We start from the raw sequence: 15,550 nt of genomic DNA on the forward strand, positions 1-15,550 counted from the left end.
CGCGGATTATAGCGATGGTTTCTCGGCTGTGCTATCCGAAAAATCCAATATGGCTGTACGAAGAAACGTCGCGGCGAATTCGTCGGGGGGAAGTGGCAGGCTGACGATGTAACCCTGGATCTGTTCGCAGCCTTCGGCGGTGAGAAATTGCTGCTGCGCCTGGGTTTCGACGCCCTCGGCGATGACGGTGAATTGCATGCTGCGGCCCAGGGCGATGATTGCGCGAACAATGGCCGCGTCGTGTGGGTCGTCCGGCAGGCCGCGGACGAAGGATTGGTCGATCTTGAGGATGTCCAGCGGCAGGCGTTTGAGGTAGCTCAGGGACGAATAGCCAGTACCGAAATCATCGATCGCCAGTTGCACACCCAGGCGTTTGAGTTGATGCAGCACCGCCAGCGCTTCTTCGGCCTGGCTCATGATGAAGTTTTCAGTGATTTCCAGTTGCAGGAAGCCGGGATTGAGGTGGTTGTCTTTGAGCAATTGCTCGATCCGGCCGAGCAGGTTCGGCTGGCGCAGTTGCGCGCCTGCGAGGTTGACTGAGAGTGGGCCCAGGCACTCATAGACCTGATTCCACTCGTACATCTGTCGGCAGGCGGTCTCAAGTACCCAATCTCCGATTTGCAGGATCATGCCGTTTTCTTCAGCCAGGGGAATGAAGTGCTCGGGAGGTACATCGCCAAAGGTGGGGTGATGCCAGCGGATCAGCGCTTCGGCACCCACCACTCGATGGTCATTCAGACTGATTTTGGGCTGGTAGTACAAAAACAGCTCATTGCGCTCGATGGCGCGCCGCAGTTCATGTTCTAGCGCCACGCGCTCACTGGCTTGGGCGGTGAGGTCGCGGGTGTAGCTTTCAACCCGGTTACGACCCTTGGCCTTGGAGCGATACATCGCGGCATCGGCGTTCTTGACCAGCGTGGCGACGTCGCAGCCGTCCTTGGGATACAGGCTGGTGCCGATGCTGGCGCTGATGAAAAACTCGTGTTCACCGGCCTGGAAAGGGGCGGCGAAGCAGTTCAACAGCTTGGTGGCTATGTTGTCGGCATCGCTGGACTGTTGCAGGCCCGGGAGCAGGATGATGAATTCGTCGCCACCGAGCCGTGCCACGGTATCGATATCGCGTAGCTGCTCCTTGAGGCGCACGGCGATGCCTTTGAGCAACAGGTCGCCGACCGGGTGGCCGAGGCTGTCGTTGATGTGCTTGAAGCGGTCCAGGTCGAGGAACAGCACTGCGCCTTGGCCGCCGTTTTCCTGCTGGCTGTTCAGTGCGGTCAGCAGCCGACTCTCGAACAATGTGCGGTTTGGCAGGCCGGTCAGCGGGTCGTGGTGCGCCTGGTAGTCGAGTTTGGCCTGAGCGTGCTTGAGGCTGGAAATGTCCGCGAACACCGCAACAAAGTGGGTTATGAATTTTTCCCGGTTGCGCACTGCACTGATGGTCAGCCAGCTCGGGTAAAGCTCGCCATTCTTGCGCCGGTTGGAAATCTCGCCCTGCCAATGACCGTCGGCGGTCAACTGATGCCACATCGCCGCATAAAATGCGCTGTCATGCAGGCCCGAGGCGAGCAGGCGAGGAGTATGGCCCAGAGCTTCGCTCTCGCTGTAGCCGGTAATTTCGGTGAACGCACGATTGACTGCACTGATGTGCTGCTGGGTGTCGGTGATCAATACACCCTCGGCAGTGCTCTCGAACACCGTGGCGGCCTGCTGCAGTTTCTCCTGCATCAGATGCCGCTCGGTAATGTCCCGGGCAATGGTCAACATGCAGTCTTCATCGCCGATGGGCAACGGCCGGCTTGAAACCTCACAGAGCCGGATCTGCCCGTCTTTGCGACGGATGTGGCAACTGAAGTCGCGCACGAAACCATCCCGGTGCAGCAACTCGAGCATCTGCTTGCGTTCGTTGAGATTGACCCAGATCCCCAGGTCCAGGGCCGACCGATCCACGGACATCGCGCTGTTGAAACCGGTAATACGGCTGAAGCCTTCGTTGACTTCCAACAGCAAACCGTCGCTCTGCCGGGACAGCAGCAAGCCATCGGGGGAGGCATGAAAGGCCTTGGCGAATTTTTCTTCGGAGGTTTGCAGTTGTTGCTGGGTTTCTTTGAGCTGACTGATGTCCCGCACGACGACCACCAGGGCCGGGGTCGTATCGAGATCGAAAGGCTCGGCGGAAATCAGGCCGGTAAACACCTGGCCATTGCTGCGGCGAAAGGGCATCTCCAGGTTGCGGATGCTGCCGGCCTGCAAACGCTGCAACAAACCTGGCCCCACGCCGGGTACGCCCCAGATGTTCAGGTCGGTGGCGGTCTGGCCTATGACGTCTTCGGCCTTGAGGCCGATCTGTTCCTCGAACGCTTCATTGACTTCCAGCAGACAACCGTCGGAAAGCCGCGCGATCACCAGAATATCCGGGCATTGCTGGAACACTGAAGCGAACTTCTGTTCCGACAGGCGCAACGCCTCTTCGGTGCGCTTGGCTTCGCTGATGTCGATCATCAGCCCGCGCAGTACCGGTTCATGGGCGTGCTCGATCAGGCTGACGATATCGCGGACCCACAGGCAGCGGCCGTCGGCGGTGATGACCCGGTAATCGACGCTGTGATCGCGCCCGGCTGCCACTTCACGGTCGCAGAAGGTTTGGGCCCGGGTCAGATCCGCCGGGTGGATGATGTTGCGCCAGAAGCCTGGAATCAGCCAGTGGGGCAATGGGTAACCAAGGAGCTCCTCAGCATGAGGTGACACGTAGCTGTAGGTGTAATCGCTGATCCGGGCTTCCCAGGCGATGGCCGAAAGACTCTCTACCAGCCCGCGATAATGGTATTCGCTGCTGCGCAGCTCCTGTTCCAGAGCGACCCGTCGGGCAATTTCCGAACTGAGTCGGCGGTTGATCCGGATAACCACTGCCAGCACGATCATCAGAAACAGTAATCCAGGCAGGCCGTAAATCAGCACGTCGAGCCAGATGGTTCGATGGTCCAGGACGTTACCGACCCAATGTTCCTGGATCGCACTGATTTCACTTGGGGTCATGTCTGCCAGGACTTTGTCCAGGATGCTGACCAACAGTTTGTTGTTCGGTGGCACGGCCATCGCCAATTGGTAGCGATAGGGCGTTTCACCGCTGACGTAAAGTCCGTCGAGCTTGAGCTGGCGCAGGCTCCAGACACTGGAGGCGAGATCGCCTACTACGGCGTCCACGGCGTCGGTGGCGAGCGCTTGCAGCGCCGAGCTGACGTTGGGCATCGCCACCAGATTCAGGTCGGGATGGCGGGTGCGCAATAGTTCATGGGGGGCGTAGTTTTCCACCACGGCGATCTTCAGCCCGTAGAGGTCTTCGAGTTTGCGCGGTTGGGGGCCTCCGACGTGAGCCAGAATGACAATCGGAAAGTCGAGATAGGGGCGGGTGAACGACAGATACGTCTGACGCTCGGGAGTCGACATAATGCCCGGCAAGATGTCTAGCTTGCCTTGTTTGGCCTGCTGCAAGACTTCAGTCCAGCTGACCGGCTCGATGGGCGTGAGTTTGATGGCCAGCCGTTGACGGATGACGTTGATGTAGTCCGCTGCCAAGCCCTGATAACGCCCGTGCTCGTCGCGAAACTCAAACGGCGGCCAGGACGCGTCCACGCCCAGGCGCAATTCCGGGTGAGCCGTTAGCCAGCTACGTTCTTCGTCGGTCAGAGTCAACGCGCCAGCCGTTGCGGTCCAGGTCATCAGCGACAGCAAAAAAAACACGGTCGGCCATCTGGGCATAACGGTCTCGTTACGGCTTGGGGGAATGCTTCGAGTGTAGACGGGCTATGCGGCGGGGGGGATGTACGGGGCATTTAATCTGCATAAAGCAAAACCCCCGGCCTGGGCCGGGGGTTCTGTGATCACTCGTCGAGGAAGGAGCGCAAATGCTCGCTTCTCGTCGGGTGGCGCAGCTTGCGCAGCGCCTTGGCTTCGATCTGACGAATCCGTTCACGGGTCACGTCGAACTGCTTACCAACCTCTTCAAGGGTGTGGTCGGTATTCATGTCGATACCGAAGCGCATGCGCAGAACCTTGGCTTCACGGGCAGTGAGGCCGGACAGGACTTCGCGAGTCGCTTCTTTAAGGCTCTCAACAGTGGCGACATCGATTGGCGACTGCATGGTCGAGTCTTCGATGAAGTCACCCAGATGAGAATCTTCGTCATCACCGATCGGGGTTTCCATGGAGATCGGCTCTTTAGCGATCTTCAATACCTTGCGGATCTTGTCCTCAGGCATTTCCATGCGTTCGCCCAGCTCTTCCGGGGTCGGTTCGCGACCCATTTCCTGCAGCATCTGCCGGGAAATACGGTTGAGCTTGTTGATCGTCTCGATCATGTGCACCGGAATACGGATGGTGCGGGCCTGGTCGGCGATCGAGCGAGTGATCGCCTGACGGATCCACCAGGTGGCATAAGTCGAGAATTTGTAGCCGCGGCGGTATTCGAACTTGTCTACCGCTTTCATCAGACCGATGTTGCCTTCCTGGATCAGATCGAGGAATTGCAGGCCACGGTTGGTGTACTTCTTGGCGATGGAGATCACCAGACGCAAGTTCGCTTCGACCATCTCTTTCTTCGCGCGGCGGGCCTTGGCCTCACCGATCGACATGCGACGGTTGATGTCCTTGATCTCGGCGATCGTCAAACCGGTTTCGGTTTCCAGCGCGGTCAGCTTCTGCTGGCAACGAATGATGTCCGGTTGCAGGCGACCAATGGCTTCTGCGTATTTGCTTTTGCCTTTGGCCAGTGCATCGGTCCAGCTTTCGTCGACTTCATTGCCCGGGAACTGGCGCAGGAAGTCGGCACGCGGCATACGGGCATCACGAACGCACAGTTGCATGATCGCGCGCTCTTGCTGACGCAGACGATCCAGGGCGCTGCGAACACGCTCAACCAGGCCTTCGAATTGCTTCGGCACCAGTTTGATTGGCATGAACAGCTCAGCCAGGACTACCAGCTCGGCAATTGCCAGCTTGTTGCCACGACCGTGCTTTTTCAGGGCCTTGCGGGTGATTTCCATCTGATCGGCGACAGCGCCAAAGCGCTGTGCGGCGATGACCGGATCCGGACCGCTTTCGGCTTCTTCTTCGTCATCGCTCGCTTCGGCGTCATCGTCGTCGGTGTCGTCGTCCGCTTTCACGGCTTTCGGGTCGACAGGCGGTGGCACTTCGGCTGCAGGCGGCGCAATGCCGTCGTCCGGGTCGATATAACCGCTCAGGACGTCGGACAGGCGGCCACCTTCGGTGGTGACGCGAGTGTACTCGGAGAGAATATGGTCAACCGTGCCAGGGAAGTGCGCGATTGCGCCCATCACTTCGCGGATGCCCTCTTCAATACGCTTGGCGATTTCGATTTCGCCTTCACGTGTGAGGAGCTCTACCGTACCCATTTCACGCATGTACATGCGCACTGGGTCGGTGGTGCGACCAATGTCGGTCTCGACCGCTGCCAACGCTGCTGCTGCCTCTTCGGCCGCGGCTTCGTCGGTATCGGCGTCGGCCAGCATAAGGGAATCCTTATCTGGCGCAACCTCGAATACGTTGATCCCCATGTCATTAATCATGCGGATGATGTCTTCCACCTGTTCCGGATCTGAAATATCCTCCGGCAGGTGGTCGTTGACCTCCGCGTAAGTCAGGTAGCCCTGCTCACGACCAAGTGTGATCAACTCTTTGATACGAGACTGCTGTTGCGCTTTTCCGGACATAACACCCTATCCACTGAAGGTCTTGGCGGGCAAAAAACAAGCCGAGGATTATACCTGAGCTATGACCTCACGCGCCAGTTGAGGTCGGGCTTGATGCGGAAACATTGCGACTTAAAAGGTCGCGCAGTTGATTTTTCTCTTCGGCACTCAATTCACTTTGACGTGCTTTTCGAAGAAGTTGTTCCAGGTTTCGCTCGCGTTGGCGGGCTGACAAGCTAGTAATGGTGTCGAAAAACTGTTGTTCAAGGTTATCTCCATCAATCAGCCATTCCTTTTCTGCCAGCGCTTTGAGCAGTCGGCCTTGTTCGGTGCCGTGCCAGCGCGCAATCAGTTGAAATGAGTTTAGCTTGGGATTCTTCTGTACGGCTTCGAGCAGGGCGACCAGCAGTTGCGTGTTGGTATGGTCCTCGGCAGCGAAGTGCCCGGCATCCTCGACTTTCTCAGCCAGTTGCGGATGATGCAGCAGCGTGCGCAAGGCGGCCAGGGTAGGCGGCTCTACAGCGGCCGGAATCCGTGGCGCGCGCGGTTGATCGCGATCACCGCCGCGTTTGCCATTCTTGTCCCACGGCTTCTTGTCCCATTTTTTGCCGCCTGCGCCAGGCTTCTTCGGCGTCCACTCCTGCTGCGGCGCGTACATCTCTTGTGCCTGCGGCTGATGGTAGTCGCTGTAATCCGGCATGGCGTCGTAATCGATGCCTGGATCGTAAGCGGGTGGCGCTTCCTGAGGCTGAGGCGTGCTTTGCACCAGTTGGCTCACGGCTTCACCACTAAGCCCGGTAATTTCGCTCAGGCGCTGGCGCATCAAGATGCGCAGGTTGGCGCCCGGGACTTTGTCGATCAGCGGCGCGGCGAGGGTGGCCATATGGGCCTTGCCTTCGAGGGAGCGCGGGTCCGATTCCTCGGTCAGCTGTTGAAAAAAGTAATCGGCCAACGGCTGGGCGTGCTGATTGATCCGTGCGCGGAAGGCGTCAGTGCCCTCGGAGCGAACCAGGGTATCCGGATCTTCGCCTTCAGGCAGGAACAGAAAGCGCGCCCGACGTCCGTCTTGCAGGCATGGCAGGGTTGCCTCCAGTGCCCGCCAGGCGGCATTTCGGCCCGCCTGGTCGCCATCAAAGCAGAACAGCACGCTGGGCACGACGCGAAACAGGCGCTTCATGTGTTCTTCGCTGGTGGCGGTGCCCAGTGTTGCGACGGCATTGCGCAGGCCTTGCTGGGCGAGGGCGATGACGTCCATGTAGCCTTCGACGACGATGATTTCGTCGAGGTTGCGATTGTTCTTGCGTGCTTCATAAAGGCCGTAGAGTTCCTGGCCCTTATGGAAAACCGGAGTTTCAGGTGAATTCAGGTATTTCGGCTTGTCGTCGCCCAGTACCCGGCCGCCAAAGGCAATGATGCGCCCGCGACTGTCGCGGATCGGGAACATCACGCGATCGCGGAAGCGGTCATAGCGCTTGCCGGTTTCGGCGTTCTCGATCAACAGGCCGGCATCGATCATGGCTTTTTGCTGCAGGGTATCGCTGCTCAAGTGCTTGTACAGATTGTCCCAGCCAGGCGGGGCAAAACCGAGACCGAAGTCCCGGGCGATTTCACCCGTTAGTCCACGACCCTTCAAATAATCCACGGCGGCTTTGCGCGACGGATGGCTTTTCAGGGCTTGACGATAAAAGTCGGCGGCGGCGGTGAGTAGCGGATACAGCGGCGAATCAGTAGGCTGGCGCGGTTTGTGCGCCCGACCGCTTTCTTCGCGGGGAATTTCCATGCCGGCGGCTTTGGCCAGTTCTTCGACAGCCTGGACGAAATCCAGATTGTCGTGGTCCATCATGAAGCCGAGGGCGTTACCGCCAGCGCCGCAGCCGAAACAGTAATAGAACTGTTTGTCGGGGCTGACGCTGAAGGAGGGGGTTTTCTCTTTGTGAAACGGGCAGCAGGCAGTGTAGTTCTTGCCGGCTTTTTTCATTTGCAGGCGCGAGCTGACCACGTCGACGATGTCGGTGCGGTTCAGAAGGTCGTCAATGAAGCTCTGGGGAATTAGCCCGGCCATGGCGTTCTCGTCATCTGCGCTGAAATGGACCCAAAACGAAGGGCGGCCAAACGCGGGTCGTTGTTCGAGGCACGCAGGGTGTGCGGCTCGACCTGTGTCGTCTGCGTATCGCTGTCGGGAAGTGTATCTGCCGAAAATCCACTGACGTTAATACCAATCAGTATTCGACTATTTGAAAGTGTTTCGCTGAATCCGGCGACGGCCAGTCGTTGGCCTCGGATAGCTCATAAGCGGGCACGCAAGAAGGTGCCTTGGGCTGATCGTCGTGAGAGGAATCAGTGGGTGTGCTCGTCAGTAGCCTTGGAAGGCTCGTCAGAAAAGACGTGCACCGCTGGCAAAAGAGCCAGGTCTGACGCTGTGAAGCAGATTTGTCTCGGTCGCGTCTGCGGCTTTGACGGTGAAGCATCAAGCGTTGTCCGCAAATGCCATTAGCCCGGCTTGGGGCCGGGCTTGGCAGAAGCTTGCTACGATCGTCTGTGTATTAGTACAGACGAACGGCGCGGCGCTGTTCGCGCTGAACTTTCTTGGCGTGACGCTTAACAGCGGCTGCTGCTTTACGCTTACGCTCAGAAGTTGGCTTCTCGTAAAATTCGCGGCTACGAACTTCAGCCAGTACACCGGCTTTTTCGCAGGAGCGCTTGAAACGACGCAGAGCTACGTCGAAGGGTTCGTTCTCTTTTACTTTGACGGCTGGCATCCAGAGCTACCTTCATTCATTACCGGGGTCAACATCCTCGCGGCAAAAGAGCACTTGAAGACGTCGGTTTTTAAGGGTTGCGGATGTTAACCCCTCATCGCTCGGAATGCAAAGCCTCTGATCGAAAACCGCTGGTCGGGGCATCACGCGACGACTATTATGCGCGCCTTCGAATTCAGCCTCTACAAGGCGCAAACCCATGCTAGTACTGGGATTAGAAACCTCTTGCGACGAAACCGGTGTCGCACTTTACGACAGTGAACGCGGGTTGTTGGCCGACGCGCTGTTCAGTCAGATCGATCTGCATCGTGCCTATGGTGGCGTGGTGCCGGAGCTGGCGTCGCGTGATCACGTCAAACGCATGCTGCCCTTGATTCGTCAGGTTCTGGCCGAGGCCGGCTGTGTGCCGACCGAGATCGACGCCATCGCTTATACCGCGGGTCCTGGCCTGGTCGGAGCCTTGCTGGTGGGGGCTTCCTGCGCCCAGGCGCTGGCCTTTGCCTGGGGCATTCCGGCCTTGGGCGTGCATCACATGGAAGGTCACTTGCTGGCGCCGATGCTGGAGCCGCAACCACCGGAGTTCCCGTTCGTCGCTTTGTTGGTGTCGGGTGGTCATACGCAGCTGGTTCAGGTCGATGGGATCGGCCAATACACGCTCTTGGGCGAGACCCTCGACGATGCGGCCGGCGAAGCGTTCGACAAGACCGCGAAGATGATGGGCCTGAATTATCCGGGCGGCCCGGAGATCGCGCGTCTGGCGGAGCAGGGCGTTGAAGGACGTTTCACTTTTCCGCGTCCGATGTGTGATCGTCCAGGCTTGGCTTTCAGCTTCAGCGGCCTGAAAACTTTCGCCCTGAACACCTGGCAGCAGAGCGTCAGCGCCGGGGACGACAGCGAGCAAGCCCGTTGCGACATCTCGCTGGCGTTCCAGCAGGCCGTGGTGGAGACTTTGACCATCAAGTGCAAGCGTGCCCTGAAACAGGCGGGTCTCAAGCGTCTGGTGATCGCAGGGGGCGTCAGCGCCAACAAAGCACTGCGGGTTTCACTGGAAAAAATGCTCGGCGACATGAAGGGCGATGTGTTTTATGCCCGTCCGGAGTTCTGCACCGATAATGGCGCGATGATTGCGTTTGCCGGTTGCCAGCGCTTGCAGGCCGGCCAGCATGAAAGCCTGGCGATCAGCGTGCAGGCGCGCTGGCCGATGGAGCAATTGTCGGCGCTGTGATGAGCGGCGCTCACGTGCGGTATTTAAAAATGCCGTTCGCGCCCGGCAAACAGGTCGCGTAGATTGCCGCGATGACGCCAGACGATCAGGCCTGTGAGCGCGCTCATGGGCAGTAATGCCGCTGGTTCTTGCCAGGCGAGCAGTGGCAGGGTCAATGGTGTGGCAATCAGGGCTGCGAGTGAGCTGGTGCGGGTCAGGTAGAACGTCAGCAGCCAGGCGCAGACCGCCAGCAGCGCGGCGGGCGGGTAGAGCCCTAGCAGCATGCCAGCCGCGGTGGCGACACCCTTGCCACCGCGAAAGCGGAAGTACAGCGGAAACAGGTGACCGATAACGGCGCAGACGCCGATCCAGGCCTGTTCTTGTAGTGAAAGGCCCACTGCACCTGCGATCAATACGGGCAGCAGACCTTTGTTCAGGTCGCCGAGCAAGGTCAGAATGGCGAGTTTTTTGCCGGCCAGACGCAACATATTGGTGGCGCCGGCATTGCCCGAGCCACTCATTCGCGGATCGGGGTTACCGGTCAGGCGGCTGAGCAAAATGGCGAAGGACAGAGAGCCGAGCAGGTAGGCGAGGATCGCCAGTAACCAAAACATGCTAACTATTCCGGGCGAGGACGCCCTGATTCTAACGGCGCATTGCGCCCTTGTCGTGCAGTGGAGAGAAGTGCTTGGACAGAGTGTTTATCGAGGGCCTGGAAGTCGACACCGTGATCGGTGCCTACGACTGGGAACGAGGCATCCGACAGTGTCTTCGACTTGATCTGAGCTTCGCCTGGGACAATCGTCCGGCCGCCGCCGGTGATGACTTGACCCTGGCGCTCGACTACGCGAGCGTTTCGTCGCGCATTCAGGCGTTTGCCGAGCAGGCGCAGTTTCAGCTGGTGGAGACCTTTGCCGAGCGCCTGGCGCAAGTGCTGATGAGCGAATTCAATATCACCTGGATGCGCCTCAAGCTGACCAAGCCAGGTGCCATTCCGGCTGCCACGGGTGGTGTTGGCGTGGAGATCGAGCGCGGATGTCGCTGACTCAGGTGTATCTCGGGCTCGGTAGCAACATCGAGCGCGAAGCCCATTTGCAGGCAGGCCTGGACGCCCTGGCGGGTTTCCTGGTGGATATGCGCTGCTCGGCGGTATTCGAAAGCCAGCCGGTGGGGATCAAGAGCGGGCCGTTTTTCAACTTTGTGGTCTCGGCCTTCACCGATCTGCCGCTGATGGAGCTGGATCGACGGTTGAAATTCATCGAGGCGGATAACGGCCGTTACGCGCCGGACCGCAAGGGCTTGCCGCTGGATATCGACGTGCTGCTCTTCGGCGATCTGGTGGGCAATTTCGATGGCTTGATCTTGCCGCGGGCAGAGATTCTGAAAAATGCCTTCGTGCTGTGGCCGTTGTCGCTGATTGCGCCGGATAGAGTGCATCCGGGCGTAGGCAAGAGCTTTGCAACCCTGTGGGATGAGGCGCAGATCGATCAGGTGTTAGCACCGGTGGCTTTTGAGTGGCGCGGCGAGCAGCTGACTCCTTTGAATTTGTTGTGAGGCGGATGACGCCATCGCGGGCAAGCCCGCTCCCACAAGTTAGCGTCGTTTACATAATCGACAAACGACTCGCACCTGTGGGAGCGGGCTTGCCCGCGATGCTTTTCAAGCAGGCGCCGCCGCTTTGTAAGCCTTCAACGTCTTGAGCCGCTCGCCCTTGATCGCCTCGCCCAATTCCGGTCCCTTGAATCCCTTCTCCAGCAACGGCTGAACGGCAACACTTCGCGCTGCAGTTGCCGCGCCCCGTAAATAATCCGCCTGTGGATAACTTCTCTGCTCCAGGCCTTTACGCCCTCGAGCGTCCATCTCGCACGCCGCGATAAATTCTTCAAAGCGCTGAGGTCGACGATAGACGTCGAAACTCTGCAGCAACTCCAGCAAGGTCGACGGTTTCAGCTCCAGAGCACGATGGCCATGGGTGTGATACTTGCCCACTAGCAGTGCCAGCTCCTGACAGTCTTTCGGTGCCTTGAAGCGCTCATTGACCGCTTTGATCAGCTTCAGGCCTTTGTGCTCGTGGGCTATGTGGCGGGGCCATTCTTCCTCGGGCGTCAAACCTTTGCCCAAGTCATGCAGCAAGCAGGCCCAGCGTACGGTCAGCGGTTGTTTGTGCAGCGCCGCTTGCTCCAGCACGCTCAGGGTATGCACGCCCGTATCGATTTCCGGGTGATGGGCTTCGGGTTGCGGTACACCGAACAGCGCGTCGACTTCCGGCATCAGTACCTTGAGCGCGCCGCACTCGCGCAACACCTCGATGAAGACTTGGGGTTGGTCTTCCATCAGCGCGCGGGCGATTTCTTTCCAACTGCGTTCGGGCGTCAACGCCTCCAATTCACCGGATTCGCTGAGTTGACGCATCAGCTCCAATGTCTCGGGGGCGACGGTGAAACCCAGTTCCGCATAACGCGCGGCAAAGCGAGCAACGCGTAGAACTCGGAGAGGATCTTCGGCGAACGCGGGGGAAACGTGACGCAGCAAGCGAGCCACGAGGTCCTGTTGACCGTGGTAAGGGTCGGTCAGGTTCTGTTGATCGTCCTCGGCCATGGCGTTGATCGTCAGGTCGCGACGAATCAGATCTTCTTCGAGGGTGACGTCGGGGCTGGCGTGGAAGATGAAGCCGCCGTAGCCGCGTCCATTTTTGCGTTCGGTGCGGGCGAGGGCGTATTCCTCACCGCTTTTGGGGTGAAGAAACACCGGGAAGTCCGCGCCCACCGGACGAAAGCCCTTGGCGAGCATTTCTTCGGTGGTGGCGCCTACAACGACCCAGTCGATATCGGTGACAGGTTTGCCCAGCAGGCGATCGCGGACCGCACCGCCGACTTTATAAATCTGCATAAAAAACCTCCGTTAGCCCGACAGAATAACCTTTGCGTCGAACTTCCGGAGGCAGAAAACAGGATCAAAGATGAATGACTGCCAAGTCCAGCCGGCCGTAATCCCCCTCGCCATGCTCGCTTCTGGGCGGAACATGGTGGGTTTTCATCACCTGATCCCCTTGCAGGGTTTCCAGGTGGATGTCGAAGCCCCAGAGGCGGTGCAGGTGCTTGAGCACTTCATCAGTGGAATCGCCCAGCGGTTTGCGGTCGTGTTGTTGGTGGCGCAAGGTCAGGGAGCGGTCGCCACGTCGGTCGATGCTGTAGATCTGTATGTTGGGTTCGCGATTGCCCAGGTTGTATTGCGCCGCCAGGGTTTCACGAATGGTTCGATAGCCGTCTTCGTCGTGTATCGCCGGAACCAGCAGATCGTCCTTCTGATCGTCATCGAGGATGCTGAACAGCTTGAGGTCACGGATCACTTTGGGTGACAGGTACTGCAGGATGAAACTCTCGTCCTTGAAGCTGCTCATGGCAAATTTGATACTGGACAACCAGTCGGTTCCGGCGATTTCCGGAAACCAGCGATAGTCCTCTTCGGTGGGGTGTTCGCATATCCGGCGGATATCACGATACATGGCAAAACCCAGGGTGTAGGGGTTGATTCCGCTGTAATAGGGGCTGTCGAAACCGGGCTGGAAGACCACGCTGGTATGGGAGGTCAGAAACTCCATCATGAAGCCATCGGTGACGAGGCCTTCGTCATACAAGTCGTTCATCAAGGTGTAGTGCCAGAACGTGGCCCAGCCTTCGTTCATCACCTGGGTCTGGCGCTGTGGATAAAAATACTGGGCGATCTTGCGTACGATCCGCACGATTTCGCGTTGCCAGGGCTCCAGCAACGGCGCATGTTTTTCGATGAAATACAGGATGTTTTCCTGAGGTTCGGCGGGGAAGCGTGCATTGTCCTTGTCGCTGTACTTGTCCGCGCCTTTTGGAATGGTCCGCCACAAATCGTTGATCTGCTTCTGCAGATGCTCTTCCCGATCCTTCTGCCGACGGCGTTCTTCTTCGGCGGAAATCGGATACGGGCGTTTGTACCGGTCGACCCCGTAATTCATCAGCGCATGGCAGGAGTCGAGCAAATCCTCTACCGCGTCGATGCCGTGGCGTTCTTCGCACTGCATGATGTACTGCTTGGCAAACACCAGGTAATCGATGATCGAGCTGGCGTCGGTCCAGGTGCGGAACAGGTAGTTGCCTTTGAAGAAACTGTTATGGCCATAGCAGGCGTGAGCCACCACCAGCGCCTGCATGCAGATGGTATTTTCTTCCATCAGATAGGCGATGCAGGGGTCCGAGTTGATCACAATCTCGTAGGCCAGCCCCATCTGGCCGCGACTGTAGGATTTTTCGGTGCTGAGGAAGTGTTTGCCATAGGACCAATGGTGATAACCCAAGGGCATGCCGACAGAGGCATAAGCGTCCATCATCTGCTCGGCGGTGATCACTTCGATCTGGTTGGGATACGTATCCAGCGCGTAGCGGGCCGCGAGACGACTGATTTCGCGGTCGTAGGCCTGGATCAGCTCGAATGTCCATTCGGAGCCGGTGGAAATGGGTTGGCGCTTCTGCTCTTTGGCGGTCATGTCACTAACCTGCGCTGGAAGAGTTCACGAAAGACCGGATAGATATCCCCGGCCGAGACCAGTTGCTGCTGGGCAAAAGTGTCAGAGAAGGCTTCGGCGATGCGTTCGTACTCGAACCACAAGGCCTGGTGTTCGCGCGGGGTAATCTCAACATAAGTGTAGTACTGCACGAACGGCATGATCTGATTGATCAGGATGTCGCGGCAGATCGGCGAATCGTCGTTCCAGTTGTCGCCGTCGGACGCCTGAGCGGCATAGATATTCCATTCGTTGCTCGGATAACGCTCGGCCATGATCTCTTGCATCAATTTCAGGGCGCTGGAGACGATCGTGCCGCCGGTTTCCCGGGAATAGAAAAACTCCTCCTCATCCACTTCACGGGCGCTGGTGTGGTGGCGAATGAACACGACGTCGATTTTGTCGTAGTTGCGCTTGAGAAACAGGTACAGCAGGATGAAGAAGCGTTTGGCGATGTCCTTGGTCGCCTGGGTCATGGAGCCGGACACGTCCATCAAGCAGAACATTACGGCTTTGGAGCTGGGGTTCGGCTGTTTGATCAGCAGGTTGTACTTGAGGTCGAAGGTGTCGAGAAACGGCACTCGGTGAATGCGCGCGCTGAGCTTCTCGATTTCTGCTTCGAGCTCCTGGATATCGCCGAAGTTGTCCGGTTCTTCCCGTTTAAGTCGCAGCAGTTCCTCTTTGACTTCGCGCAATTTCGCCCGGCTGCTGCCGGACAAGGCAATGCGTCGGGCATGGGCCGAACGCAGCGTGCGGATAATGTTGATCCGTGACGGGTTGCCCTCGTTGCTGATACCGGCGCGTACGGTCTTGAAGGTGTCGGTGCCGGTCAGGTGGCGTTTTACCAGGTTAGGCAGTTCAAGGTCCTCGAACATGAATTCGAGGAATTCCTCCTGGGTAATCTGGAAGACGAACTCGTCCATCCCTTCACCCGTGTTACCGGCCTTGCCAGGGCCTCTGCCGCCGCCACCTCCTGGCGGGCGGGCAATGTGCTCGCCGCTGGTGAATTCCTTGTTGCCGGGATGCACGATGGTTTGCTTGCCGCCACGACCGTGGTGAAGCACCGGCTCGTCGATGTCGCGGCCGGGAATGCTGATCTGCTCGCCGTGTTCCATATCGGTAATGGAGCGTCGGCTGACCGCCTCTTCGACGGCCTTTTTGATGTGATCACGGTAGCGCCGCAGAAACCGCTGGCGGTTCACCGTGCTCTTGTTCTTGCCATTGAGACGTCGGTCGATCACATAGCTCATGACTGCTCCTTAGAAGCTGTCCTGAAAGGGGCGAGCGTTAACGCAGCATAAGGCCAGTGCCGGAGGGTGTACACGCTCCCCCAAGCGCTTTGATGCTGCCT

The 15,550-nt window shown here is 58.6% G+C and carries 11 protein-coding genes; 3 read left to right on the forward strand and 8 right to left on the reverse strand.

The genetic code is table 11. From position 1 onward, the window contains the following. Positions 1-6: 6 nt before the first annotated feature. From ACZ9IM_RS07685 to rpsU, 4 genes are all read right to left on the reverse strand, one after another. A complete protein-coding gene (locus tag ACZ9IM_RS07685) occupies positions 7-3,753 on the reverse strand; it encodes a bifunctional diguanylate cyclase/phosphodiesterase (RefSeq protein WP_427626481.1) in 3,747 nt (1,248 codons plus the stop codon). A gap of 122 nt (positions 3,754-3,875) precedes the next feature. After that, positions 3,876-5,723 carry an RNA polymerase sigma factor RpoD gene (rpoD, locus tag ACZ9IM_RS07690; RefSeq protein WP_192344798.1) on the reverse strand — a complete coding sequence of 616 codons (1,848 nt, stop codon included), beginning with the start codon at positions 5,721-5,723 and terminating at the stop codon, positions 3,876-3,878. Between the two features lie 67 nt (positions 5,724-5,790). Further along, entirely contained in the window at positions 5,791-7,764 is a 1,974-nt protein-coding gene (gene dnaG / locus ACZ9IM_RS07695; protein ID WP_476223650.1) for a DNA primase, read from the reverse strand. Positions 7,765-8,245: 481 nt separating this feature from the next. Further along, positions 8,246-8,461, reverse strand: coding sequence for a 30S ribosomal protein S21 (rpsU, locus tag ACZ9IM_RS07700; RefSeq protein WP_002551877.1), 216 nt, complete (start codon positions 8,459-8,461; stop codon positions 8,246-8,248). Between the two features lie 199 nt (positions 8,462-8,660). Here rpsU and tsaD point away from each other — a divergent pair, with 199 nt between their 5' ends. Beyond that, positions 8,661-9,686 (forward strand): tRNA (adenosine(37)-N6)-threonylcarbamoyltransferase complex transferase subunit TsaD, encoded by a 1,026-nt coding sequence (tsaD, locus tag ACZ9IM_RS07705; RefSeq protein WP_476223651.1) that lies wholly within the window; start codon positions 8,661-8,663, stop codon positions 9,684-9,686. A 23-nt stretch (positions 9,687-9,709) separates the two neighbouring features. Here tsaD and plsY read toward each other — a convergent pair whose 3' ends face one another. After that, complete coding sequence (gene plsY / locus ACZ9IM_RS07710) at positions 9,710-10,279, reverse strand: glycerol-3-phosphate 1-O-acyltransferase PlsY (RefSeq protein WP_427627054.1); 570 nt, start codon at positions 10,277-10,279, stop codon at positions 9,710-9,712. 74 nt (positions 10,280-10,353) lie between these two features. Between plsY and folB the strand changes: the two genes are divergently transcribed. Both folB and folK read left to right on the forward strand, forming a co-directional pair. Next, entirely contained in the window at positions 10,354-10,710 is a 357-nt protein-coding gene (gene folB, locus ACZ9IM_RS07715; RefSeq protein ID WP_476223652.1) for a dihydroneopterin aldolase, read from the forward strand. Beyond that, entirely contained in the window at positions 10,701-11,219 is a 519-nt protein-coding gene (folK, locus tag ACZ9IM_RS07720) for a 2-amino-4-hydroxy-6-hydroxymethyldihydropteridine diphosphokinase (RefSeq protein ID WP_063342356.1), read from the forward strand. Before folB ends, folK begins: the two co-directional genes overlap by 10 nt. A gap of 105 nt (positions 11,220-11,324) precedes the next feature. Here folK and ACZ9IM_RS07725 read toward each other — a convergent pair whose 3' ends face one another. From ACZ9IM_RS07725 to ACZ9IM_RS07735, 3 genes are all read right to left on the reverse strand, one after another. Beyond that, positions 11,325-12,554, reverse strand: coding sequence for a multifunctional CCA addition/repair protein (locus ACZ9IM_RS07725; RefSeq protein WP_427627057.1), 1,230 nt, complete (start codon positions 12,552-12,554; stop codon positions 11,325-11,327). A 64-nt stretch (positions 12,555-12,618) separates the two neighbouring features. Further along, positions 12,619-14,181, reverse strand: a complete 1,563-nt coding sequence (locus ACZ9IM_RS07730) for a SpoVR family protein (protein ID WP_007904256.1) — start codon at positions 14,179-14,181, stop codon at positions 12,619-12,621. Then, positions 14,178-15,449 carry a YeaH/YhbH family protein gene (locus tag ACZ9IM_RS07735; protein ID WP_007904257.1) on the reverse strand — a complete coding sequence of 424 codons (1,272 nt, stop codon included), beginning with the start codon at positions 15,447-15,449 and terminating at the stop codon, positions 14,178-14,180. Before ACZ9IM_RS07735 ends, ACZ9IM_RS07730 begins: the two co-directional genes overlap by 4 nt. Positions 15,450-15,550 lie beyond the last annotated feature (101 nt).

Source organism: Pseudomonas sp. TE12508, from assembly GCF_056279485.1.

What these genes read in the sequence shown, in the direction of transcription:
- rpsU (WP_002551877.1), bottom strand. Translation starts at nt 8,461, where the DNA reads ATGCCAGCCGTCAAAGTAAAAGAGAACGAACCCTTCGACGTAGCTCTG.
- ACZ9IM_RS07735 (WP_007904257.1), bottom strand. Translation starts at nt 15,449, where the DNA reads ATGAGCTATGTGATCGACCGACGTCTCAATGGCAAGAACAAGAGCACG.
- tsaD (WP_476223651.1), top strand. Translation starts at nt 8,661, where the DNA reads ATGCTAGTACTGGGATTAGAAACCTCTTGCGACGAAACCGGTGTCGCA.
- plsY (WP_427627054.1), bottom strand. Translation starts at nt 10,279, where the DNA reads ATGTTTTGGTTACTGGCGATCCTCGCCTACCTGCTCGGCTCTCTGTCC.
- dnaG (WP_476223650.1), bottom strand. Translation starts at nt 7,764, where the DNA reads ATGGCCGGGCTAATTCCCCAGAGCTTCATTGACGACCTTCTGAACCGC.
- folK (WP_063342356.1), top strand. Translation starts at nt 10,701, where the DNA reads ATGTCGCTGACTCAGGTGTATCTCGGGCTCGGTAGCAACATCGAGCGC.
- ACZ9IM_RS07725 (WP_427627057.1), bottom strand. Translation starts at nt 12,554, where the DNA reads ATGCAGATTTATAAAGTCGGCGGTGCGGTCCGCGATCGCCTGCTGGGC.
- ACZ9IM_RS07730 (WP_007904256.1), bottom strand. Translation starts at nt 14,181, where the DNA reads ATGACCGCCAAAGAGCAGAAGCGCCAACCCATTTCCACCGGCTCCGAA.
- ACZ9IM_RS07685 (WP_427626481.1), bottom strand. Translation starts at nt 3,753, where the DNA reads ATGCCCAGATGGCCGACCGTGTTTTTTTTGCTGTCGCTGATGACCTGG.
- rpoD (WP_192344798.1), bottom strand. Translation starts at nt 5,723, where the DNA reads ATGTCCGGAAAAGCGCAACAGCAGTCTCGTATCAAAGAGTTGATCACA.